The organism is Paraburkholderia sp. JPY419, from assembly GCF_050435705.1.
Taxonomy (GTDB): Bacteria; Pseudomonadota; Gammaproteobacteria; order Burkholderiales; family Burkholderiaceae; genus Paraburkholderia; species Paraburkholderia youngii.
Map to the genome: position 1 here is coordinate 3,072,945 of NZ_JBNDKV010000002.1, position 24,011 is coordinate 3,096,955.

The following is a 24,011-nucleotide window of genomic DNA, read 5'->3' on the forward strand; positions in this document are numbered from 1 at the left end:
AAAAAGGAGTCTTGCCAGGAACGGCAAGACTCCTTCCACACACTCGCTCAACAACTATTCGACTGACCGGTCTGCTGCTTTTTTCGTTACATGGTTATCAGAACTCGTAGCCAACCTGCGCACGTACACCTGCATCGCCAGTTGAAGTGACCGACATCGCAGCGTTGACGAGCCACTTGTTATTTCTCGAGCGATACGTGGCGCCTACCGCTGCTGCGCTACCACCCTTATAAGTCGCGCCTCCCGCCGCGACGATCGTTTTGCCCGGACCCGACGGCGTCATGTTCGGCATTGCCATTGCCGCTGCGATGCCTGCATAAGCGTTCTTCGCGACGTCGTTGATTGCCTGGTTGGTGGCGTTGATACGCTGATCGGTGTAGTTGTTGGCCTGCTGCACGCCCTGGGCAACCGAGCTGTTCATCTGACCGACATTGACCGCATCCGTGTCCGCCGTACCCGCTGCAACGTTGGTGATCTGACGCTGCTGCGTGGCCGAACCCACCGACACCGAGTTGTCGCGGTCCGTCGACGAACCCTGACCCAACGCCACCGAGCTCGCATTGGCGGCCTGCGAGCCCGTGCCGATCGCCGTCGAGTTGACGCCGCTTGCCGCTGCGTTGGCGCCGACTGCCGTCGCGTTGTCGCCCGAGGCTGCCGCGCCCGCTCCAGCCACCGTGCTGGCCGCACCGATACCCGGCGCTGCTGCGTTGACCACCGCGTCGTTGCCGCCGCCCGAAGACGAACCATTCGAGGCATCAGAATTCGAGCTGCCCGGCTGGACGTTGGACAGCTGGCTGCCCAGATTCCACACCTGCCCGTTAAGATCCGTCACCTGATCCTGCAACGCCGACAACTGGCCGAAGTTCACCGCGTCGTACTGGCTCGTGCCGTTGGCCACGTTGGTCAGGATCACCGGACCCGTGCTCTGGCCTCCACCCAGCGTCACGGCACCGAGGTTCACCGAGCCGTCAGCGCGACGGTCGTACTGCACCGCGGCCGACAACTGGGTGCCGACATCGCCCACCTGGGTCTGCAGCTTCGTGATGTCCTCCGTGTTCTGCGTCGTGCGACCGTCGAGGTTCGTGACGGCATCGCCCACGCTGTGCACCGTCGTGCCGCCTACGCTGTAGCTCGGTGCGCTGAGCGTACCGTCCGCGTTCACGGTCGAACCGCCGCCCAGTGCCTCGGCCGTGCTCGATGCCGCGCCGTACAGCTGGCTGCCATTGATCGCATCCACGCTCGATGCGTTCACTGCGCCATTCGCCACGCCCGTCACCGTGCGGTTACCCGCCGCGCCCGCCACGTTCACCACCGTGCCGTCCATGTCCTTCGCTACCGTGATGTCGCGCGTGTTCGCGTCCTGCTGTACCAGACCCACCGTGCCGTCAGCAAGCTGGTTCTGCACGTGCGTGATGCTGGTCGTGTTCTGTGCGATGTCCTCCGTGTTCTGCGTCGTGCGACCGTCGAGGTTGGTGACGGCTTCGCCCACGCTATACACCGTCGAGCCACCCACGCTGAACCTCGGCGCGCTGATCGAGCCATCCGCAAGCACGATCGAACCACCGCCCAGCGCCCGGGCCGTGCTCCACGCCGTGCCGTACAGCTGGCCACCGTTCACCGCATCCACGCTCGATGCCCGCACTGCGCCCGCAGCCACCCCCGTCACCGTACGGTTGCCCGCGGTGCCCGCCACGTTCATCACCGTGCCGTCCATGTCCTTCGCCACCGTGATGGCACGGGTGCTCGCATCCTGCTGCACCAGACCGGCCGAGCCATTCAACAGGCTCGTGATCTGCGACGTGTTCTGCGTGGTGCGGCCATCGAGGTTGATGATCGCATCGCCGACGTTGTCGACCGCCGTACCACCCACGTTGTAGGCAGGCGCCGCGATGGAACCATCTGCATTGACCGCTGCACCGCCACCGAGCGCCGTGCTCACGTTCCTGAGCTGCGACACGACGACCGCGTCCGAGTCTTGCGTGCCGGCCGCCACATTCGTGATCTGCCGCATGGCCCCTGCGTTGCCAACCGACACCACATCCGCGCGATCGGCGACCGAGTACGCGCCCAACGCCACGGAATTATCCGCATTCGCGGCCGCCAACGTGCCGATGGCTGTCGACATGTAATTCGTCGCGTCCGCTTCGTAACCAAGCGCCATGCTCCAGTCGCCAGCGGCGTTCGCGTATTGGCCGATTGCATTGCTGCCACTTCCGGAAGCAATCGAGTGCCAGCCAATAGCATTCGAAGCCTCCCCGGACGCGGTCGCCTGAATGCCAATCGCAGTTGCATTCAGCGCGTCCGCAAGGCTAGCCCCGCCGACCGCTGTTGTCCCCTGCGCCGATGCAGTCGCTCCGGCACCCACCGCGACGGAGTCCGGGGCTGTGGCAGAGGCGGAATCCGTGTCCGTTCCGGAGTAGGTCCCGTTGGTCGCCTCAACCGGCGTGCCGATCACGGCTGATGCGGCGGTCCCCGACACTCCTGCAAGCACAACCGCAGTGGCGATCGCTCCGGCCACAGTCCGTGACTTGCTTCGCTTACCGCGCGCCGACATTTTCTCGGAAGCTGCTATCCACGAACCGAGCGCTTCATTCCAGATGCTGATGTAGGACTTGTTCATGATGTGATTCCTATCGGAGTTAGATATAACGGTAGGTCTGCGAAGTAATCGAAGATTGTCGTCGCCCCTATTTGGCCCTCTAATATCAGCTATGGAAACAGGGGCAATAACGTGCTAGCAGGCTTGAGGCAACAGAAACAACCTGCAATGCCCGGATCAACCTGAAGCGTCTTCCGCGTCTTCTGCCAGATCTCTGAAACTGAGTTCAGTTTAGATTTTTGAGATAGAAACAAAATAAGCCGAGTCTGAGATGAGGGGTTGGTATGTCGACAGAACTGCTTGTTAATGCGGGGAAGCGCGCGACGTCAGATATTCCGTCGGCACGACGGCCAAAAGGGGCATTGCGTTTGATTGAGCAAAGAATCCCGGCAGACGCTTCAGCCCGCCCGAAGCCCCCGAATAGCCACTCCTGAAAGCTTTACAGCTCGGGGCAGATCCGCGCACGATCTGAGCAGGGTTCAGCGTGTAGCCGTTTACCTTCAACCCATCGAGCCCCAACGGTGCGACGAGTGTCCCGGTTTACAGATCGCGTTGAGCGAGCAGCAGGCTCTCAAGACAGAGGCAGCGGGTGGCCGAGATCGCGAAAGCGTTCGGCATGCGGTCGCTGTTCGCCGCCCACAAGGACCGCGACGGACTCGGGCCGCTCGTGCGCGCGCTCGATGATGCGCTGATCAGCGGGATACGCTTCGACGTGCTGTCAGGCGAGCCGCCCGCGGCCGACAATCCATTGATGCGGATCGCCGGGCGGCCGAATGTGATCGTGTCGCCGCATGTGGCGTGGGCTTCGGATGAGGCGCAGCAAAGCCTCGCGGATCAGCTGATGGGCAATATCGAACGCTTCGTGCGCGGTGAACCCGCCAACCTGGCGGTGTGACGGGCAGGGCCCTGACGGGCCCGCCGCGTCGAGGCCGACCGCGTCGAGTCACGAATGGTCAAGCATCCTTATGGATGATCCATTCGTGCGCCGGATCATTATGGAAGTGCCAGACCCGCTGGCTACCGGCCATCACGTTCAGATAATACGAGTCGTAGCCATACGGCACGATGACCGGGTGATAGCCGCGCGGCACCATCACGACGTCGTGATCCTCGACGGCCATCGATTCGTCGATATCGCGCGAGTCGGTGTAGACGCGCTGAAATGCGAAGCCTTGCGGCGGATCGAGCCGGTGGTAATAGGTTTCTTCGAGCGAGCTTTCGTGCGGAATGTTGTCGGTGTCGTGCTTGTGCGGCGGATAGCTCGACGCGTGACCGCCCGGCGTTCTCACTTCGACCACCAGCAACGACTCGGCCGGTTCGGTCTGCGGAAGAATGTCGCACACGTAGCGCGTATTCAGCGACTTGCCCCGCGTCGAGCGCTTCATCGACGCCGGCTCGATCAGCCGCGCCGGATATTCGCCCTTGGCCGGCGCGCTAGCGACACCAATTTCCGCGTCGCGGTTCGCGCGCACCGTCGCGCGCACGTTCGGCGGCAGATACACCGCGTACGGCGCCGCGTCTTCGAACACGCTGTCGCGCGAACCGAGCGAACTCCACGTCGTATCCGGCGTTTCGATATCGACCGCGCCGCTCAGCACGACGATGCACGTTTCGCGCGCCGGCTCGAACACGTACACGAGCTCTTTCGCGCCGACCCGGTACGCGGCGAATCCTACATAGCGCCAGCAGGCCGACTGCGGCGTGACGCGCGCGATCGTCTGGCCTTCGCGCTCTGCCTTTACCAATAAGCTCATGCTGCCTCCTTGCCGAGCGGCGCATCGACGAGCGCCCGCAAAGTTCCGTACCCCTTCTGCGCATAATCGAACGACGGCGCGACCACTGGGTCCTGCTCCGCCTCGACGACGAGCCAGCCGCAATAACCATGCCGCTTCAGCCGGTCGATCAGCGCCGGAAAATTGACCGCGCCGTCGCCGGGCACCGTGAACGCACCGGCGATCACCGCATCGAGAAAGCTCCAGTTGCGATTGCGCGCGAGCTTCATCACGGCGGGGCGCACGTCCTTGCAGTGCACGTGACAAACGCGCGCGATGTGCTTGTCGAGCACGGCCACCGGATCGCCGCCCGCGAACGTGATGTGCCCGGCGTCGAACAGCAGGCCGACCGCGTCGCTGGTGCGCGCCATCAACTGATCGACGTCGGCTGGCGTTTCTACATACGCGCCCATGTGATGATGATAGGCGAGCCGAACGCCGCGGCTCAGCGTATAGCGCGCGAATTCATCGACGCGTGCCGCGTAATCGGCCCATTGCGCGTCGCTGAAAAAGCGCGGCCGTTGATACAGCGGGCGCGGCGCGCCTTGGATCGAATCGGCGACTTCGCCATACACCATCACGGTCGCGCCGTTTTGCGCGAGCAATTCCAGATGCGGGCCGACCGCGTCGATTTCTTCCGCGACGCTGCGTTTGGCCAGTTGTCCCGAATACCAGCCGGACACGAGCGTGAGGTCGTATTGTGCGAGCAGCGTTTTCAGCGCTTGCGGCTCGCGGGGAAACTTGTTGCCGAGCTCGAAGCCCTGATAGCCGATCTGGCGACCCTCGGTCAGTGCGACTTCGAGCGGCGTCTCGCCGCCGAGCGACGGCAGGTCGTCGTTCATCCACGATAGCGGATTGATGCCGATGCGTACGTCGAAAGCAGTCATGCCGAAGTCCTCATGGTTCTCAGTCCTGATCGGCGCCCTGTGGCGGCGAAGACGGTGCGGATGGCGCCGCGCGCGCGGCGAGCTGCGCGTCGTACTTCGCGCGGGCGTCGCGCACTTCGATGCGCGTCGATACTTCGGGCACCGCGACTTCCCACCACCAGCCGCCGTCTTCGGTGGTGCGAGCCGGGTCGGTGTCGATGCTGATCACGTACGTGCCCTTGGCCGCGCGTGCGCGTTGCAGCGCCACTTCGAGTTCGGCGAGATTGCGCGCATGTTCGGCTTGCGCGCCGAGCGCGCGCGCATGCGCGGCGAAGTCGATGCGCGGCACGCCTTCCGGGCCGTGCGCGCAATCGTCGAGCAGATTGTTGAACGGTGCGCCGCCGCAAGCCTGTTGCAGTCGATTGATGCAGCCGAAGCCGCGATTGTCGAGCACGATGACGATCAGCTTCGCGCCGAGCATCACCGAGCTCGCGATCTCGCTGTTCATCATCAGATAGCTGCCGTCGCCGAGAATCACGATCACCTCGCGCTCGGGCCGCGCGAGCTTCACGCCGAGGCCGCCCGCGATCTCATAGCCCATGCACGAGTAGCCATATTCGACGTGATACGCGCCGGGCCGGCCCGCGCGCCACAGTTTGTGCAGCTCGGCGGGCAGCGTGCCGGCCGCGCAGACGACGATGTCGTCGGCCGGCGAGCGGGCGCTCGAACGCTGCACCGCGCCGATCACGTCGCCCTCGTAGGGCAGCACCGCGTCGCGTTGCGGCGCATGCGTGAGCGTTTGCACGGTGTCGCGCCAACTGGCCGCGAGCTTGTGCGCGCGCGCGGTCCACGCGCGCTCGGCGTGCCAGCCTTGCAGCGGCCCGGCGAGCGCATCGAGCGCGAGCTTCACATCGGCTTCGACGACGAAGCCGCGATGCTTGAGCGCGTCGAAGCCATTCGCGTTGATCGCGATCACGTCGGCTTGCGTGAACAGCGTGTTCGAGCCGGTCGTGAAGTCCTGCAGCCGCGTGCCGAGCGCGAGCACGCAATCGGCGTCATGCGCGAGCGCATTGGCGGCGGGCGACCCGGTCACGCCGAGCGCGCCCGCATTCAGCGGATCGGTCCACGCGAGCGAGCTTTTGCCGGCCTGCGTTTCCGCGACCGGCACGCCATGCGCGCTCGCGAAGCGGTGCAGCGCATCGGCCGCGCGGCTGTACAGCACGCCGCCGCCCGCGACGATCAGCGGCCGCTTCGCGTGCCGCAAGCGCGCGCACGCGGCGTCGAGATCGTCGCTACGCGGCGCGGGTGCATGAGTACGCACGACGCGCGGCGTGAAAAAGTCCTCCGGAAAGTCCCATGCCTGCGCCTGCACGTCCTGCGGCAACGCGAGCGTGACGGGGCCACACGACGCGGCATCGGTCAGCACGCGGATCGCGCGCGGCAGCGCGCTCAGCAATTGCGCGGGCTGAACGATGCGATCGAAGTAGCGCGATAGGGGCTTGAACGCGTCGTTCGCGGATACGCCGCCGTCGTTGAAATCCTCGAGTTGCTGCAGTACCGGATCGGGCGCACGCGACACGAAGATATCGCCGGGCAGCAGCAGTACCGGCAGACGGTTCACGTGCGCGAGCGCGGCCGCGGTCAGCAGATTGGTCGCACCGGGGCCGATCGACGTCGTCACGGCCATCATGCGGCGGCGAAAGTGGGCCTTCGCATAGGCGATCGCACTATGCGCCATCGCCTGTTCGTTGTGCGCCCGGAACGTGGGCAGCGCGTCGCGATGCTGATACAGCGCCTCGCCGATGCCCGCGACGTTGCCGTGGCCGAAGATCGCGAACACGCCGGCGAACAGCGGTTCGACGCTGGTGCCGTCTTCGCTGGCGACGCGTTGCGCGGCCAGATAGCGCACCAGCGCCTGTGCCATCGTCAGGCGAATCGTGCCGCCGGTGCGGACGGGCGCTTGCGGTGCGCCGCTGGTGGATGGACTGTCGTCATGCATGATGCCCTCGTTCATGCGGCCTGCTCCTGATGAGCGTGATGAGGTGTGCCATGCGCCGCCGGTTCGCCGCGCGCACTGCGCCACGCGGCGATCAGCGTTTCGAACGTGTGGCGCACGCGCGCGATCAGTTCGTCATCGCCGATTTCGCCGGCGAGCCACGCATGGCTCGGTTCGTGAAAGATCGTGCGGCCGACCGTGAAGCCGCGGCACGTCGCCGCTTGTGCGGCCGCACGAAAGCCTTCGCTCAACTGCTCGACCGCCGCCGACAAGCCGAGCAGCACGACGCCGCGGCAATATGGATCTCGCTCGGCGATCAGCGCGTCGATGGCCTGCCATTGCGCGGCGTCCATCGGTTCGAGCTTCCACCACTCGGGGTAGATGCCGAGGTTGTACAGGCGCTTCAACGCGCGATACACGATGTCCGGCCCCTGCGGCAGCGACGCATGCTTCGGCGGAATCACTTCGAGCAGCAGTTCGTGGCCGCTGGCCTGGGTCGCGTCATACAGCGCGCGCAGTTGCGCCTCCTGTTCGAGCCGCTGCTCGATCGGCTCATCCGGATGAAACTGCACGAGGCATTTGACGATGTGCTCCTGCGGCCACGCGATCAGCGTGGTGCCGATCGAGCGGCCATGATCGAACACGAGCGGCACGGAGCCGGGCAGCTCGACCGGACGGCCGATCCACCAGCCGCGGCCGGTCGCGGCATTCAGCGCGTCCTGACCATAGCGGTCGTCGATCAATACGCCGATGCGTCCCTGCAGGTTCAATGCGCGCTCGGTCTGCGCGACCGCTTCGACGAACAGGCCCTTCAACGAGGCAATCCGCGCTTCGTCGGCGCCGGTCTGCTGCGCGAGTTCGAAGAACGGGTTGCGATGATCGAATGCGAAACCGAGCACTTCGTGCCACGCTTTACGCGCCGGCGACACGCGATGCAGTCTTGCGAGCTTCGCATCGCGATCCGGCCGGCGCATGCGCTGCGGATCGGCCTGCGCTTCACGCAGGAAGTAATCGAGCTCGGCCGGGGTCGGCATCGCGGGGGCGCAGCCGTGGCGTGATACGACCAGCGCGCCGCTCGCATTCGCGGCGCGCGCGCAGGCCTCGAGCGGCTGATCGCGCAGCCAGCCTGAGAGGAAGCCGGAAGCGAATGCGTCGCCTGCGCCGAGCACGTTCAGCACTTCGACTTCGACGCCGCCATGAATCGGCGCAGCGTCGAGCGATGCAGGCACCTCGCCGTCGATGATCTGACAGCCGAGCGGCCCGCGCTTCAGCACCAGTGTCGCCGGCGTCACGGCGCGCACCATCGCGAGCGCATCGCGCAGGTCGGTCTTGCCGCCGGCGATGCGAATCTCTTCCTCGGTGCCGATCACCAGATCGAACAGCGGCAGAATCCGCTGCAAATGCGCGCTGACCCCCTCGCTCGCGACGAAACGCGTCTCCCCGTCGGCCTTGCCCGTCAGTCCCCACAGCACCGGGCGGTAGTCGATGTCGAGCACGGTGCGCACGTCGTTGCGGCGCGCGTATTCGAGCGCGCGGCGGCTCGTGCGATCGACCTGTGCGGTGGAAAAGTGCGTGCCGGTGATCAACAGCGCTTTCGACGACGCGATGAACGCCTCGTCGAAATCGGCCTCGTCGATCGCCATGTCCGCGCAGTTCTCCCGGTAGAAGATCAGCGGGAACGTGTCGCGGTCCTTCAGGCCGAGCAGTACGAGCGCGGTCAGCCGTTCGTGATCGACGCGCACGTGGCTCACGTCGCAGCCTTCCTTCGCGAGCGTCTCGGTCAGGAAACGTCCCATGTGATCGTTGCCGACGCGCGCGAGCATGGCTGCGTCAAGCCCGAGCCGCGCGCAGCCGAACGCGATGTTCGCCGACGAGCCGCCGAGATACTTCGCGAAGCTCGACACGTCTTCGAGCCGCGCGCCGACCTGCTGCGCGTACAGATCGACGGCCAGCCGGCCGAGGCACACGATGTCGCGGGCGCGCCCCGGCGGGAACCGGCTGCCCGCTGCGTTAGCGCTGGAGGTGCTGGAGTGAGCCATGAATAGTCCTGAGTAACAGTGCGCGGTGAGTGCGCGGCAGCCGGCCTGGCGAAACCCGTCGGGGCCGGTCGCACCGCGCGAATCGGTCAGATCGTCGCGCCTTCGAGTTCGCCGATCATCTTCTGCATCTCGGCGCCGCCGGCCATCATGTCGAGCACTTCGTCCTTGCTGATCGTCTGTTTGGTGAAGGTGCCGAGCGAGCGGCCGCGATTGAGGAGCGTGAACGAATCGCCGATCGGATACGCGTGGTGCACGTTGTGGGTAATGAAGATCACCGAGATGCCTTTGGCGCGCGCCTTATGGATCAGCTTCAGCACGTTGAAGCTCTGCTTGACGCCGAGCGCGGCCGTCGGTTCGTCGAGAATCAGCACGCGCGCGCCGAAGTGAATCGCACGCGCGATGGCCAGGCATTGACGCTCACCGCCCGACATCGTGCCGATCGGCTGATGCGGGTCGCGCACGTTGATGCCCATTTCGGCGAGCTTGTCGCGCGCGGTGGTGGCGCAGGTTTCGAGGTCCATTACGTTCAGAAAGCCGAACAGCTTTTTCTGCGGTTCGCGGCCCATGAAGAAATTGCGCGCGACCGACAGCAGCGGCACCAGCGCGAGATCCTGATAGACGGTTGCGATGCCGAGATCGAGCGCGTCTTTCGGCGACGTGAAATGCACCGGTTTGCCGTCCACCCGGTAGGTGCCTTTGCTCGGCTGATACACGCCCGCGAGCGTCTTGATCAGCGTCGATTTGCCGGCGCCGTTGTCGCCGAGCAGGCAATGCACTTCACCGCGTTTGAGCCGCAGCGTGATGTCGTTCAGCGCGATGATGTTGCCGAAATAGCGGCTGACATTTTCGAGCGACAAGATGATGTCGTCCGGGTTCTGTTCGGGGGTGCTCATCGTGAACCTCCGTCTAGCGCGATGCCGCGACGCGGCCGCGCACGTAGTGGTTGAACAGCACGGCGAACAGCAGCATCACGCCGAGGAACACGCGGAACCAGTCGGAATCGACGTTGGTGTACGTGATGCCGATCTGCACGACGCCGAAGATCAGCGCGCCGAAGCAGGCGCCGACCACCGAGCCGTAGCCGCCCGTCAGCAGCGTACCGCCGATCACCGCGGCGATGATCGCCTCGAACTCCGCCTGCAAACCACGGTCGGCCGCGGCCGAACCGATATCGCACACCTGCAGCACCGCATACAGGGCCGAGCAGAACGCGGTCAGCACGAACAGCGAGATCTTCACGCGACGCACCGGCACGCCGACGTTCTTGGCCGCGTTGGCATCGCCGCCGACCGCGAAAATCCAGTTGCCGAAGCGCGTCTTCGCGAGCGTGAACGCGCAGACCACGGCGAGCACGAACCACCACAGCAGCACCTTGGGAATGCCCGGCACGAGCGGCGCGCCGTTGTCGAGCATCTTCACGAGACCGAGGTGGCCGAGCCATACGAACAGACCTCGGAACGCGACACCCTGGAAGAACGTGTGCGCGAACCAGTCCTGACGCGCGACGTCGCCGACACCGGAGATGATCGTGCGATCGGCGAACATCACCGACAGCGCGAGCGTGAGGCCGCGCAGAATGAACAGAAACGCGAGCGTGACGATGAACGACGGCAGGCGCGTGCGCATCACCAGATAGCCGTTGAGCGCGCCGAGCAACATCGAGCCGACGAACGCGAACACGATCGCAAGCCAGATCGGCCAGTGGAAGTACATGGTCGGCAGCGCGACCATCATGCCGGCAAAACCGATCATCGAGCCGATCGACAGATCGAACTCGCCGGCGATCATCAGCAGGCATGCGCCGACCGAGATCAGACCGAGATAGGCGGCGACCTGCGACCAGTTCATCACGCCGTCGAGGTTGAACATCCCCGAGTTGCCGGCGGCCAGGCCGAACACGATGAACACCATCACGGTGCCGGCGAGCGCCGCGAATTCCGGTCGGCCGAGCAGATGGCGGAACCAGGATTCCTCGCGCACGCGTTCGTCGACGGCAGCGGCTTGCGAGGCGCTCATCGCGGCAGACTGCGCCGGGTCCTGAGGATCGGACGGCGGTTGCTTGCGGTGATGGGGATGAAACAGGTCGGCGACACCCATTGAAGCTCTCCTTGATACTGATACGCCCGCGACCGGCGAGTCGGCGCAATGCCTTGGGCGTTTGCGAATCCGTTGGGCGGCATATCCGCTAGGCGGCATATCCGCTGAGCGGCATATCCGCTGAGCGGGCGAGTGCCGGCAAGACGCAATGCGTCCCACCGGTCACTGCCTTTTCAACCTTGCCGCTGGCGCGGCGGCTTGATCGCGCGATGCGATGCCGCGCGTTCAGCGGTACTGACCCGCGTACTTCAGCACCTTGTCGACATTTTCTTTGGTAATGAAGCCCGGACCCGAGCCGATATTGCGCGGCCCATACGACGGTGCGAGCCCATAGGTCGCGAGACGCTCCTTGAACTTCGGATTCGCCTGCAGGACCTCGCGGATCTTCACGGGATCGGTGGTGTTGTTCTTCTTCGCGATCGCCAGCACGGCGACCGGGATATAGCCCTGCAAGTACGGTTGCTGGTCGATCGCGAACTGGATCGTGCCGTCCTGGATGCCCTTCGCGATGTCGCTATCGAAGTCGAAGGTCGCGAACCAGATCTTGCCGGCGACGCCCATCTGCTGCAGCGCCTTCAAGGTCGGGTCGGCCGACAGCGGACCGAGCGTCAGCACCGCCTGGGTATCCGGATGATTGCGCAGGAACGCGCTGACCTTCGACTGCACGCCGGTCGGGTCCTGGCCCACGTCGAGCGTCGAGGTCTTGAAGTTGGCGCCGATCGCTTCGGCGAAACCGCGGCAGCGTTCGAACGAAGCCGGGTTCGTCGCGTAGTGGTTCACGCACAGGAACGACTTGATACCGGCGGCCTTGGCCTTTTCGCCGGCGGCTTTGCCGGCCGCGAATTCGGGCTGGCCTACGTGCATGATCGCGCCGAGCTTCGCGCTTTGCTCCTCGGTGCCCGAATTGATGGTGACGAGCGGAATGTGTTTCTCGGTGACCTTCCCGATCGAACTTTTCAGCACGTCGAAGTCGGCGATCGATACGATCACGCCGTCGTAATTGCGTGCGGCCGCCTGCTCGACGAGACGCGCCATGTCGGCGATGTCGCCGTTCGGCGGGTTGCGGTAGTCGGTCTGAACGTTGAAGTCTTCGTCGGCCTGCTTGATCGCGTTCTTGATCGTGTTCCACCACGAGTCCGAATCCGGCGCGTGGCTGACCAGCACGAAGTGAGCGTCCGCCGCGCGGGCGGCCGAGGCCGCACCAAATCCCGTCGCCAACGTCAACGCCGTCACCAGAATCCTGAGCGTTGCCTTGCCTCTGCAAAGTCTCATTGTCTCCACCTTTCTCGGTCTGTCGTTCGTTATTGAGGGAGCGCCTGGCGAGTGGCTTGCCATTCCGATGACCCACACAACGAGGCCGAAGCGCCATCGCTCACGACCAAGAGTAGGTCATCTTCCGAAGCCTTGCAAAGAAAATTTCATGACAAATAAAAATGGAAAATACGTTCCATTTGATCGGGCGGCCGCCTATACTCGGCAACGTCGGATGCGCGTTGCGGCGGGCCGCGGGCGCGTCTGTCGCATTGCAGGAAACCCCGAGAGGCAGTCATGGCGGAACAGATCACCGAAGAAGCGTTGCCGAGCGTCGACGAATTGATGCAGCGCATCGCGGATACCTACGAGTCGCTGCCGCGGCAGTTGAAGAGCGTGGCGACGTATATCGAGCAGCATCGCTCGAGCGTGATGATGGATCGCACCAGCGATATCGCCGCGAGTTGCGGCGTGCATCCGTCGGCGGTCGTGCGCTTTGCGCAGCGGTTCGGCTTTTCCGGGTTTTCCGATCTGCAGGCGGTGTTTCGTCAGGCGTATACGGGGCAGGGCGTATCGTCGTCGAGCTATCAGCAGCGCATCCGCAAGCTGATCGACGAGAAGCCCGGCACGCTGTCGGGCGGCGCGGTCGCGCGCGAGTTCATCGCCGCGTCGCGCGGCGGCCTCGAAGAACTCGAAGCGGGCCTCGACGACAAGCAGTTCGACGCCGCCGTGAAGATGCTGCAGCAGGCCGACAACATCTACGTGATCGGCGTGCGGCGCTCGTTTCCGGTCGCGAGTTATATCGTCTATGCGTTGCAGCACACGCACAAGCGCGTGCATCTGGTGTCCGGCTTCGGCGGCATGTATCGCGAGCAGATTCGCAGCGTCAGGAAGGGCGACGTGGTGATTGCGATCAGCTTTGCGCCGTACGGCAAGGAGACGCAGTACTGTCTGCGCGTCGCGCATCATCATCAGGCGAAGACGCTCGTCATTACGGATAGCCAGCTATCGCCGCTCGCGCGCTACGCGAGCACGCAACTCTACGTGAAAGAGGGCAGCGCGTTCGCGTTTCGCTCGCTGACCAGCACGATCTGCCTGTGCCAGGCGCTCTTCATCGCGCTCGCGTACAAGCTCGAACTGAACGTTGAAGAATCCAACGACCCTGGAGGCTACGATGACTGACGCGGTAAGCACGATCGACGTCGCGGTATTCGGCGCGGGACGCATCGGCAAGATCCATGCGGCGAATCTCGCGCGGCAGCCCGGCGTGCGGCTCAAATACGTGGTCGACGTGAATCGCGAAGCGGCCGCCGCGCTCGCCGCGCAGCATGGCGCGCAGGTCGCGGACATCGACGGCGCGATCGGCGACGCTTCGATTGGCGCGACCGTGATCTGTTCAAGCACCGACACGCATGCGGACCTGATCGTCAAATCGGCCGCGCAGAACAAGCACGTGTTCTGCGAGAAGCCGGTCGATCTCACGCTGGAGCGCGCGCGGATGTGCGCGCAAGCCGTGGAGCGCGCGGGTGTGGTGTGCATGATCGGCTTTCAGCGGCGCTTCGATCCGACGTTTGCCGCATTGAAAGCGCGCCTCGACGCGGGCGAGATCGGCACACCCGAGATGCTCGTCGTCACGAGCCGCGATCCTGGCGCGCCGCCGGTCGACTACATCCGGCGCTCCGGCGGCATCTTCAAGGACATGCTGATTCACGACTTCGACATCTGCCGCTGGATTCTCGACGACGAAGCCGACACGCTGCACGCGACCGGCAGTTGCCTCACCGACCCCGCGATCGCCGACGCAGGCGACATCGATTCGACCGCGGTGACGATCCGCACGAAGCGCGGCCACCTGTGCCAGATCAACACCACGCGGCGCGCCGCATACGGCTACGACCAGCGCTTCGAAGTGCTCGGCAGCACCGGCATGCTGCAAGCGGGCAACATCCGGCCGACCGAAGTCACCGCGTACTCGGAAACGAAGGTATCGACCGACGTGCCCGAGGCGTTCTTTCTCGAACGCTATCGCGCGGCGTACGCGCTCGAGATCGCGCATTTCTTCGACGCGGTCACGCACGGCAAGCCGGTGCGCACGACCGTCGCCGATGGCCTGAAAGCGCTCGAACTCGCGGAAGCCGCGACGCGTTCATGGCGCGAGGGCCGCGCGGTCAGACTCGGCGAGGCCGCGTGATGAAGCCCGCCACGGAGCGCTTGCGGATCGGCATGGTGGGCCTTGGGCGGCTTGGCAAGCGGCATGCGGAGAATCTCGCGTATCGTGTGCCGGGTGCGACGCTCGCGGCCGCGTGCAGTCCGCTCGAAGAGGAACTCGCGTGGGCGCGCGATGCGCTGCCCGAGCCGCGTCTTTACGCCGATTACGCGGAACTGCTCGCCGATCCGCAGCTCGACGCGGTATGGCTCGTCACACCGTCGTCGCTGCACGCGCAGCAGATCGTCGACGCATTGCGCGCCGGCAAGCACGTGTTCTGCGAAAAGCCGCTGTCGCTTGATGTCGCCGAATGCGAGCGCGTGCTGGCCGAAGCGGCGCGCTATCCGCATCTGCAAGCGACGCTCGGCTTCATGCGCCGCTTCGATCCGAGCTACCGCGACGCGTTCGATAAAATCGCCGCCGGCCAGATCGGCCGGCCGTTCCTCGTGCGTTCGCAGACCACCGATAAAAACGACAACGACGGTTTTTTCGTGCGCTTCGCGGCCACCTCGGGCGGCATCTTTCTCGACTGCACGGTGCACGACATCGACGTCGCCCGCTGGCTGCTCGGCAAGCCGCGCGCGACGCGCGTGTTCGCGGCGGGCACGATTGCGTTGCACGAGGGTCTGCGCGAATTCGGCGACGTCGACAACGGCGTTGCGATCTGCGAATTCGAGGGCGGCAAGCTCGCGATGTTCTACGCGTCGCGCACGCAGGCGCACGGCAACGATACGCATAGCGAAGTGCTCGGCACCGCGGGCGCATTGACGATCGGCCGCAATCCGCGCGCGAACCGCGTCGAGATCTATGACGCGACCGGCATCCGCAACGAATGCACGCCGAACTTTTTCGACCGCTTCGAGGACGCGTTTCTGCACGAGGCACGCGCGTTCGTCGCATCGGTGCAGAAAGGGCCGGGGAACGGTGATGCGGCACGGAGTGGCGCGACGCTCGCCGATGCGCTCGAAGCGACGCGTATCGGCGTCGCGCTGCGCGAGTCGCTGCAAAGCGGCGGGGCGGTGACGCTGTAGCGGTGTGTGCTGCCCGGCGCCGCCGCGCCGCCTGCTGTAGAATTTGACCCTCTGTCCGGCGTCGTCAGCGACGCCTCGTCCCGAAGGTCATCGTCGATGCAAATTCAGATTCACAAGGAAGTCGATGCGCGCGGGCTCATGTGCCCGCTGCCCATCCTGCGCGCCAAAAAAGCGCTCGCCGACATGGAAAGCGGCCAGATTCTCAAGGTGCTCGCCACCGATCCGGGCTCGCAGCGCGATTTCGCCGCATTCGCGAAGCAGACGGGCAACGAGATCGTCGAAAGCTCGGCGCACGACAAGGTATTTACGTTTCTGATGCGGCGCCGTTGAGCGGCATCCGGTAAAACTGTCCGTCCGATGTAAAAAAGAAGGCGCTGTCCCCATTATTCGGGGTACAGCGCCTTCTTCGTTTCAGCCTGACCTTGGCGTCAGCCTTCGAGCACCGGCGAGCGGGTACGCAGGTACTCTTCGAAATCGGAGGCCACTTCCGGGTGACGCAGCGCGAACTCGACGGTCGCCTTCAGGTAGCCGAGCTTGCTGCCGCAGTCGAAACGCGTGCCGTGATACTTGTACGCGAGCACCTGTTCATCGGCGAGCAGCGACTGGATCGCGTCCGTCAGTTGCAATTCACCGCCGGCGCCCGGTTTGATCGAGCGCAGGTGATCGAAGATGCGCGGCTTCAGCACATAGCGGCCGACCACGCCGAGGTTCGACGGCGCCACGCTCGGCTCCGGCTTTTCGACGATGCCCGACATCTTGATGATCGAATCTTCCCATTCCTTGCCATCGACGATGCCGTACGACTTCGTGTCTTGCGGCGGGATCTCTTCGACGCCGATCACCGAGCTGTGATAGTGATCGAACACCTCGATCATCTGCGTCATCACGGGCGGCGTGCCGTACAACAGGTCGTCCGCGAGAATCACGGCAAACGGGTTGTCGCCGACCAGCTTCTCCGCGCACAGCACCGCGTGGCCGAGGCCCAGCGCTTCGGCCTGGCGCACGTAGAAGCAGTCGACGTGGCTCGGCTTGATGCTGCGCACGAGTTCGAGCAGCTTGTCCTTGCCGCGTGCTTCGAGTTCGGCCTCGATCTCATAGGACTTGTCGAAATGGTCTTCGATCGCGCGCTTGCTGCGGCCCGTGACGAAGATCATTTCGGTGATGCCGGCCGCCATGGCTTCTTCGACCGCGTACTGAATCAGCGGCTTGTCGACGATCGGCAACATCTCCTTCGGGCTAGCCTTCGTGGCGGGGAGGAAGCGGGTGCCAAGTCCTGCTACCGGAAAAACCGCCTTCGTAACTTTTAGCATGTGAATACCCTGAGTCCTCTGGTTTAAATCCTTGCCCGCCGTTGAGGACGGCGGGCGCGTCGATCAGGCCGGCAAGCGAGCCAGTTGGGCTTTCAGTTTGCCGACGGTGGCTTCGAAATCGGCCAGCCGCTTCTGCTCCTGTTCCACGACCGCCGCCGGCGCCTTCGCGACGAACGCCTGATTTTGCAGCTTACCGTTGCATTTCACGATTTCGGCGCTCAACCGCGTGATCTCCTTCGACAGGCGTTCGCGTTCGACCGCCGCATCGATTTCGACCTTCAAAACGAGCTTGTCCGTTCCTACGATAGCAATTGGCGCGCCATCCGCCTGAGCATCGAGCGCGGCCTCGTCGGCGATGATCTGCACTTCGGACAGACGCGCAAGCGCCTGAGCATAAGGCGCGAAAGTACGAAGACACTCCGCGTTGCCGGTGGCGAGCAACGGCACCTTCACCGCCGGCGACAAATTCATTTCGCCGCGCAGATTCCGGCATGCATCGATCACCGCTTTGAGGTCGCTCGCCCACTTCTCGGCGTCTTCATCGAGCTTCGAAGGCTCCGCGATGGGGTACTGCTGCACCATGATGGACGCCTCGCCCTCGGCCTTGCCTTCCGGGTAGCGTCCCGCGAGCGGCGCCACTTTCTGCCACAGCGCTTCGGTGATGAACGGGATCACCGGATGCGCGAGGCGCAGCACCGTTTCGAGCACACGCAAAAGCGTGCGACGCGTGGCACGCTGCTGGTTCGGCTGCCCCGTCTGGATCTGCACCTTGGCGAGCTCGACGTACCAGTCACAATATTCGTCCCAGACGAACTTGTATATGGCGTTGGCCACATTATCAAAACGATAGTCCGAAAAGCCCTTGGTGACTTCCGCTTCGACGCGCTGAAGCTGCGACACGATCCAGCGGTCGGCCTGCGAGAAATGCAACTGGCCTTCTGGCCCGCATTCACCACATTGCGCCGGTTGGCCGAAACCGCAGTCATGGCCTTCGCAGTTCATCAGCACGAAGCGGGTGGCGTTCCACAGCTTGTTGCAGAAGTTGCGATAGCCTTCGCAGCGCGCAAGGTCGAAATTGACGTTGCGGCCGAGCGTGGCCATCGACGCCATCGTGAAGCGCAGCGCGTCGGTGCCGAACGCCGGAATGCCGTCCGGAAACTCCTTGCGGGTCTTCTTCTCGATCGACGCGGCCTGCTTCGGATTCATCAGGCCGGTGGTGCGTTTAGCGACGAGCGCGTCGAGGTCGATGCCATCGACGATGTCGATCGGGTCGAGCGTGTTGCCCTTGCTCTTCGACATCTTCTGGCCTTCGGCGTCGCGCACGAGGCCGTGCACGTAGACCGTGTCGAACGGCACTTTGCCCGTGAAGTGCGTGGTCATCATGACCATGCGCGCGACCCAGAAGAAGATGATGTCGAAGCCGGTGACGAGCACCGACGACGGCATGAAGTGCTTCAGTTCTTCCGTTTCGTTCGGCCAGCCGAGCGACGAGAACGGCACCAGAGCCGACGAGAACCACGTGTCGAGGACGTCTTCGTCGCGCTTCAACGCGCCCGAGTAACCGGCAGCGGTGGCCTTCGCGCGCGCATCTTCTTCGGTCTTCGCGACGAACACTTCGCCGTTCTCGCCGTACCACGCCGGAATCTGATGCCCCCACCACAGCTGACGCGAGATGCACCAGTCCTGGATGTTTTCGAGCCACTGGTAGTACGTGGCGGTCCAGTTCTCCGGCACGAATTTGATCTGGCCGTTGCGCACGACGTCGAGCGCGGTCTCGGCGATCGACTTGCCCGGATTGAACGTACCTTCGGGTGCCGGCTTGCTCATCGCGACGAACCACTGGTCGGTCAGCATCGGCTCGATCACGACGCCGGTGCGGTCGCCGCGCGGCACCATCAGCTTGTGCGGCTTGACCGATTCGAGCGCGCCGAGCGCTTCGAGATCCGTGACCACCAGCTTGCGGGCTTCGAAACGGTCGAGGCCACGGTATCTTTCGGGCGCGTTGTCGTTGATCCTCGCGTCGAGCGTGAGGATTTCGATTTGCGGCAGCTTGTGACGCAGGCCGACCTGGTAGTCGTTGAAATCGTGCGCGGGCGTGACCTTGACGACGCCGGTGCCGAACTCGCGGTCGACGTAATCGTCGGCGATGATCGGCACTTCGCGGTTCGACAGCGGCAGCGTGACGGTCTTGCCGATCAGGTGGGCGTAGCGCTCGTCTTCCGGGTGCACCATCACGGCGGTGTCGCCGAGCATGGTTTCCGGACGGGTGGTGGCGACGGTCAGATGGCCCGAGCCGTCGGTCAATGGATAGTGGATGTGCCACAGGTGGCCGTTTTCTTCTTCGCTGACCACTTCGAGGTCGGACACGGCGGTGAGCAGCACGGGGTCCCAGTTCACGAGCCGCTTGCCGCGATAGATCAGGCCCTGTTCATACAGACGCACGAACACGTCGCGCACGGCGGCCGACATCTTGTCGTCCATCGTGAAGTATTCGCGCGACCAGTCGATCGACGCACCGAGACGACGCACCTGATTGGTGATGGTCGAGCCGGACTGCTGCTTCCACTCCCACACGCGTTCGACGAATTTTTCACGGCCGAGGTCGTGGCGCGACACGCCTTGTGCGTCGAGCTGACGTTCGACGACGATCTGCGTGGCGATGCCCGCGTGGTCGGTACCCGGCACCCACAGCGTGTTTTCGCCGAGCATGCGGTGATAGCGGGTGAGACCGTCCATGATGGTCTGGTTGAACGCGTGGCCCATGTGCAGCGTGCCCGTGACGTTCGGCGGCGGCAGCTGGATCGAGAAATCCTTGCGGTTCGCGTCGAAGGAGGGCGCGGCGTAGGCGCGCTTTTCCCATTCAGGGCCCCAGTGGGCTTCGATGGTGTGGGGTTCGAAGCTTTTTGCAAGCGTCGAGGTCGGGTCGCTCGGGGTGTCGCTCATGTTTCTGGTTTAAAGGCTGGATTTTGGAGGCGGAGAATGGTTGATTATAGCTGGCGAGCACTTTTTGCCTGCCGGCGGGTTGGTTTGTCGTTGTTCTGGCTTTTTTGGCCTTTCCTTGCTGGCTTGTCGGTCTATTAGCGTTGCCCCTGTGCGGGGCGGCACCTACTTTCTTTGCTGCTGCAAAGAAAGTAGGCAAAGAAGACAGCTCAAACCGCTAACTCTTAAGCGGGTCCCTCGGTCCGCGCGAGGTAGTGGTGCATCTGGAATCCGTGCTCCCGCACATTCCGCGTTCGTGACACGGCAGTCATTCTTCCGGCGGCGCTGCGCGCGCCGAATCCCCGCTCCAAAACCACTCGTTGTTTCGGCGCCTCGCCGAGGCGCAGCCGAGGGCCCCCCGCTGCGCGGGCAAGCCCGCCGGTTTCCCCGGCAGACCCGTCCGCGACGCACGCAGTGCGGAGTGGGATGAATGACGGCTTTGTCACTGCCGTCGAATGCGCGGGGGCACGGATTCCAGATGCACCACTACCCCTGCCAAGCCAAGGGACCCGCTTATGAGCTGGCGGTTTGAGCTGTCTTCTTTGCCTACTTTCTTTGCAGCAGCAAAGAAAGTAGGTGCCGCCCCGCACAGGGGCAACGCTAATAGACCGACAAGCCAGCAAGGAAAGGCCAACAAAGCCAGAACAACGACAAAAAAGCGCCGCCCCCGCCGGGGCATATAATGTCCCCCGAACTGCGCTCCGCGAAAAAAATGCCTGACCTCCTCTCCAATCTAAACCCCGAACAACACGCCGCCGTAACGCTCCCGAATGAGCCCGCCCTGATCCTGGCGGGCGCCGGCAGCGGCAAAACCCGCGTCCTGATCACCCGCATCGCGTGGCTGATCCAGCAAGGCCTCGCGTCCCCCGCGACCGTCCTCGCGGTGACCTTCACCAACAAAGCCGCCCGCGAAATGATGGCGCGCCTCTCGGCGCTCTTGCCGATCGACACGCGCGGCATGTGGATCGGCACGTTCCACGGCCTGTGCAACCGGATGCTGCGCGCGCATCACCGCGACGCCGGGCTGCCCGCCACGTTCCAGATTCTCGACACCGCGGACCAGCTGTCGGCGATCAAGCGTCTGATGAAGGGCCTCAACATCGACGACGAAAAGTACCCGGCGAAAAATCTCCAGTACTTCATCAACAACGCGAAGGAGCAGGGCCTGCGCCCCAAAGACGTCGACGCCACCGACAACTTCAACCGCAAGTTCGTCGAGCTCTACGAAGCCTACGATCAGCAATGCCAGCGCGAAGGCGTGGTCGACTTTCCCGAACTGCTGCTGCGCTGCTACGAGCTGCTCGCGCACAATCCGCCGCTGCGCGCGCATTACCAGGCGCGCTTCAGGCACATCCTGGTGGACGAGTTTCAGGACACCAACAAGCTGCAATACGCGTGGCTCAAGCTGCTCGCGGGTCAGCACAACGCGATCTTCGCGGTCGGTGACGACGACCAGTCGATCTACGCGTTCCGCGGCGCGAACGTCGGCAACATGCGCGACTTCGAGCACGAGTTCAACGTGCGCAATCTGATCAAGCTCGAGCAGAACTATCGCTCGCACGGCCACATTCTCGATGCGGCGAACCAACTGATCGCGAACAACTCGCGCCGCCTCGGCAAGAATCTGCGCACCGACGCAGGCCACGGCGAACCGGTGCGGGTCTACGAATCGGCGACCGATTCGCAGGAGGCCGGCTGGATCGTCGAAGAGATCCGCGCGCTGATCAACACCGGCCTGTCGCGCAGCGAAATCGCGGTGCTCTACCGCAGCAATGCGCAGTCGCGCACGATCGAGCACACGCTCGTCAACGCGGGCATCGCGTACCGCGTGTACGGCGGCCTGCGCTTTTTCGAGCGTCAGGAAGTCAAGCACGCGCTTGCCTATCTGCGCCTGATCGACAACCCGAACGACGACACCGCGTTCGGCCGCGTCGTCAATTTCCCGACCCGCGGCATCGGCGCGCGTTCGATCGAACAGCTCGCCGACGCGGCGCGTCTGTACAACTGCTCGATGGCTGCGGCGATTCCGTACGTCGCGGGAAAGGCGGGCTCGAGCCTCGCCGCGTTCGCGAACCTGATCGGCAAGATGCGCGCCGACACGCAGCAGATGAGCCTGCCGGAGACCGTCGAGTACGTGGTCCGCGCGAGCGGTCTCGCCGACTTCTATCAGAACGAGCGCGAAGGCCAGGAGCGGCTCGAGAACTTGCAGGAACTCGTCAACGCGGCCGCCGCGTTCGTCAGCGAGGAAGGCTACGGGCTCGATACGCCCGCGCGCTCGATCCCGCTGCGCCCAGGCGCCAGCGCCGCGCCCGAACTCGCGGTCGCGACCGACGATCCGAACACGGTGGTCCTCGACGCCCCGGGCATCGCCGATCCCGCACAAAACCCCGACACGATGACGCCGCTCGCGGGCTTCCTGTCGCACGCGTCGCTCGAAGCGGGCGACAACCAGGCGCAGGCCGGCCAGGAAGCGGTGCAGCTGATGACGGTGCACGCGGCAAAGGGGCTCGAATTTACCGCGGTGTTCATCACTGGTCTCGAAGAAGGGCTGTTCCCGCACGAGAACAGCGCGATGGAGGCGGACGGCCTCGAAGAAGAGCGGCGTCTCATGTATGTCGCGATCACGCGCGCGAAGGAGCGGCTGTATCTGTCGTTCGCGCAGAGCCGGATGCTGCACGGTCAGACCCGCTACAACATCCGCTCGCGTTTCTTCGACGAATTGCCGCAGGAAACGCTGAAGTGGCTCACGCCGAAGGTCGAGGCGGGTTCGCGCTGGGGCGGCCGCTCGGACAACGCCGGCTACGGGCGCGACTGGTTTGCGCGGCCGGGCTACGGCGGCGGTTCGGCGGCGGCGGTGACCTCGGCACCGGCGCCCGCCTTCGCGAACGAGCAGCGCGCGGCCGAAACGGGCTTTCGCGTCGGCCAGCAGGTGTTCCACACGAAGTTCGGCGAAGGCACGATCACCGCGCTCGAAGGCAACGGCACCGACGCGAAAGCGCAGGTCCGCTTCAAGCGGCACGGCGAAAAGTGGCTGGCGCTGGCGGTAGCTAAATTGCAGGCGGTCGAATGAGCATGCCCTTCAACGTCAGCCACGGTGCACGGCGACCGCTCGGCATTCTGGCCGCGTTGCCGCAGGAACTCGGCGACCTGATCGAAGCGATGCGCGCCGAGTCCGGCGTGCGCACGGTCAAGTACGGCCAGCGTGACTACCACGTCGGCACCGTGCACGGCACGCCGTGTGTCGTCACGCTAGCGCGCGTCGGCAAGGTTGCCGCGGCCGCGACGGTCAGCGCGCTGATTCACGCGTTCGATGTCGAAGCCGTGGTGTTCACCGGTGTCGCGGGTGGCGTTGGCGTCGATGTGCATGTCGGCGATATCGTCGTCGCGAGCACGCTGATGCAGCACGATGTCGACGCGTCGCCGCTGTTTCCGCGCTTCGAGGTGCCGCTGCTCGGCATGTCGCGCTTCGCCGCCGATGCGGCGCTCGCCGATCGTCTCACGCTCGCATGCGAGCAGTTCGTCGCCGAAGAGGGCGCGGCATGCGCGGCCCGGTTCGGCACGCGCGAGCCGCGCGTGCATCGCGGCTTGATCGTCAGCGGCGATCAGTTCGTCGCGAGCGCGGCGGCCGTCGCGGCGCTGCGCAACGCGCTGCCCGACGCGCTCGCGGTCGAGATGGAGGGCGCGGCGATCGCGCAAGTCTGCTACGAGTACGGCGTGCTGTGCGCGGTCGTGCGCACGATCTCCGATACCGCCGACGACCACGCGCCCGGATCGTTCATGTCGTTTCTGACCGGCATCGCGGGCACGTATTCGAACGCGATCCTCGCGCGCTTTCTGGGCACGCGCCACGCCGCGGGCTGAGCGC

Annotated in this window: 17 protein-coding genes; 7 read left to right on the forward strand and 10 right to left on the reverse strand. The window is 64.5% G+C overall.

Going from position 1 to position 24,011, the window contains the following annotated elements:
- Positions 1-97 precede the first annotated feature (97 nt).
- Positions 98-2,620: a YadA-like family protein gene (locus QFZ91_RS20360; protein ID WP_429568220.1), complete on the reverse strand. Its 2,523-nt coding sequence runs from the start codon at positions 2,618-2,620 to the stop codon at positions 98-100.
- A 568-nt stretch (positions 2,621-3,188) separates the two neighbouring features.
- Between QFZ91_RS20360 and QFZ91_RS20365 the strand changes: the two genes are divergently transcribed.
- Positions 3,189-3,494: an NAD(P)-dependent oxidoreductase gene (locus tag QFZ91_RS20365; RefSeq protein ID WP_429568221.1), complete on the forward strand. Its 306-nt coding sequence runs from the start codon at positions 3,189-3,191 to the stop codon at positions 3,492-3,494.
- Positions 3,495-3,552: 58 nt separating this feature from the next.
- On the opposite strand, the gene iolB is transcribed toward QFZ91_RS20365, so the two are convergent.
- The 7 genes from iolB to QFZ91_RS20400 all read right to left on the reverse strand — a co-directional run bounded on the left by iolB (position 3,553) and on the right by QFZ91_RS20400 (position 12,641).
- Positions 3,553-4,353: a 5-deoxy-glucuronate isomerase gene (iolB, locus tag QFZ91_RS20370; RefSeq protein WP_429568222.1), complete on the reverse strand. Its 801-nt coding sequence runs from the start codon at positions 4,351-4,353 to the stop codon at positions 3,553-3,555.
- Positions 4,350-5,258 carry a myo-inosose-2 dehydratase gene (gene iolE, locus QFZ91_RS20375; RefSeq protein ID WP_429568223.1) on the reverse strand — a complete coding sequence of 303 codons (909 nt, stop codon included), beginning with the start codon at positions 5,256-5,258 and terminating at the stop codon, positions 4,350-4,352. Before iolE ends, iolB begins: the two co-directional genes overlap by 4 nt.
- Positions 5,259-5,277: 19 nt before the next feature.
- On the reverse strand, positions 5,278-7,251 hold the full coding sequence (gene iolD / locus QFZ91_RS20380) for a 3D-(3,5/4)-trihydroxycyclohexane-1,2-dione acylhydrolase (decyclizing) (RefSeq protein WP_429568224.1): 1,974 nt from the start codon (positions 7,249-7,251) through the stop codon (positions 5,278-5,280).
- Positions 7,248-9,272: a bifunctional 5-dehydro-2-deoxygluconokinase/5-dehydro-2-deoxyphosphogluconate aldolase gene (locus QFZ91_RS20385; RefSeq protein ID WP_429568225.1), complete on the reverse strand. Its 2,025-nt coding sequence runs from the start codon at positions 9,270-9,272 to the stop codon at positions 7,248-7,250. Before QFZ91_RS20385 ends, iolD begins: the two co-directional genes overlap by 4 nt.
- Positions 9,273-9,358: 86 nt before the next feature.
- The gene (locus QFZ91_RS20390) at positions 9,359-10,165 is read right to left on the reverse strand and encodes an ATP-binding cassette domain-containing protein (protein ID WP_176108003.1); all 807 of its coding nucleotides are present in this window, start codon (positions 10,163-10,165) and stop codon (positions 9,359-9,361) included.
- Between the two features lie 13 nt (positions 10,166-10,178).
- A complete protein-coding gene (locus QFZ91_RS20395; protein WP_429568226.1) occupies positions 10,179-11,369 on the reverse strand; it encodes an ABC transporter permease in 1,191 nt (396 codons plus the stop codon).
- Positions 11,370-11,594: 225 nt separating this feature from the next.
- Positions 11,595-12,641 (reverse strand): sugar ABC transporter substrate-binding protein, encoded by a 1,047-nt coding sequence (locus QFZ91_RS20400; RefSeq protein ID WP_176123999.1) that lies wholly within the window; start codon positions 12,639-12,641, stop codon positions 11,595-11,597.
- Between the two features lie 276 nt (positions 12,642-12,917).
- On the opposite strand from QFZ91_RS20400, the gene QFZ91_RS20405 reads away from it, so the two are divergent.
- The 4 genes from QFZ91_RS20405 (at position 12,918) to QFZ91_RS20420 (ending at position 16,187) form a co-directional block, all read left to right on the forward strand.
- On the forward strand, positions 12,918-13,802 hold the full coding sequence (locus QFZ91_RS20405) for a MurR/RpiR family transcriptional regulator (RefSeq protein ID WP_176124000.1): 885 nt from the start codon (positions 12,918-12,920) through the stop codon (positions 13,800-13,802).
- A complete protein-coding gene (iolG, locus tag QFZ91_RS20410; RefSeq protein WP_429568227.1) occupies positions 13,795-14,811 on the forward strand; it encodes an inositol 2-dehydrogenase in 1,017 nt (338 codons plus the stop codon). Before QFZ91_RS20405 ends, iolG begins: the two co-directional genes overlap by 8 nt.
- Positions 14,811-15,857 (forward strand): Gfo/Idh/MocA family oxidoreductase, encoded by a 1,047-nt coding sequence (locus QFZ91_RS20415; RefSeq protein WP_429568228.1) that lies wholly within the window; start codon positions 14,811-14,813, stop codon positions 15,855-15,857. Before iolG ends, QFZ91_RS20415 begins: the two co-directional genes overlap by 1 nt.
- A 102-nt stretch (positions 15,858-15,959) precedes the next feature.
- The gene (locus QFZ91_RS20420; protein ID WP_026225937.1) at positions 15,960-16,187 is read left to right on the forward strand and encodes a sulfurtransferase TusA family protein; all 228 of its coding nucleotides are present in this window, start codon (positions 15,960-15,962) and stop codon (positions 16,185-16,187) included.
- Positions 16,188-16,285: 98 nt separating this feature from the next.
- Here the strand turns inward: QFZ91_RS20420 and galU are convergent, their stop codons facing one another.
- Positions 16,286-17,167 carry a UTP--glucose-1-phosphate uridylyltransferase GalU gene (galU, locus tag QFZ91_RS20425; RefSeq protein WP_013089956.1) on the reverse strand — a complete coding sequence of 294 codons (882 nt, stop codon included), beginning with the start codon at positions 17,165-17,167 and terminating at the stop codon, positions 16,286-16,288.
- A gap of 63 nt (positions 17,168-17,230) precedes the next feature.
- Positions 17,231-20,110 carry a valine--tRNA ligase gene (locus QFZ91_RS20430; protein ID WP_429568229.1) on the reverse strand — a complete coding sequence of 960 codons (2,880 nt, stop codon included), beginning with the start codon at positions 20,108-20,110 and terminating at the stop codon, positions 17,231-17,233.
- 748 nt (positions 20,111-20,858) lie between these two features.
- Here QFZ91_RS20430 and QFZ91_RS20435 point away from each other — a divergent pair.
- Positions 20,859-23,216, forward strand: coding sequence for a UvrD-helicase domain-containing protein (locus tag QFZ91_RS20435; protein WP_176135527.1), 2,358 nt, complete (start codon positions 20,859-20,861; stop codon positions 23,214-23,216).
- A complete protein-coding gene (locus QFZ91_RS20440; RefSeq protein WP_368718358.1) occupies positions 23,213-24,007 on the forward strand; it encodes a 5'-methylthioadenosine/adenosylhomocysteine nucleosidase in 795 nt (264 codons plus the stop codon). Before QFZ91_RS20435 ends, QFZ91_RS20440 begins: the two co-directional genes overlap by 4 nt.
- Positions 24,008-24,011 lie beyond the last annotated feature (4 nt).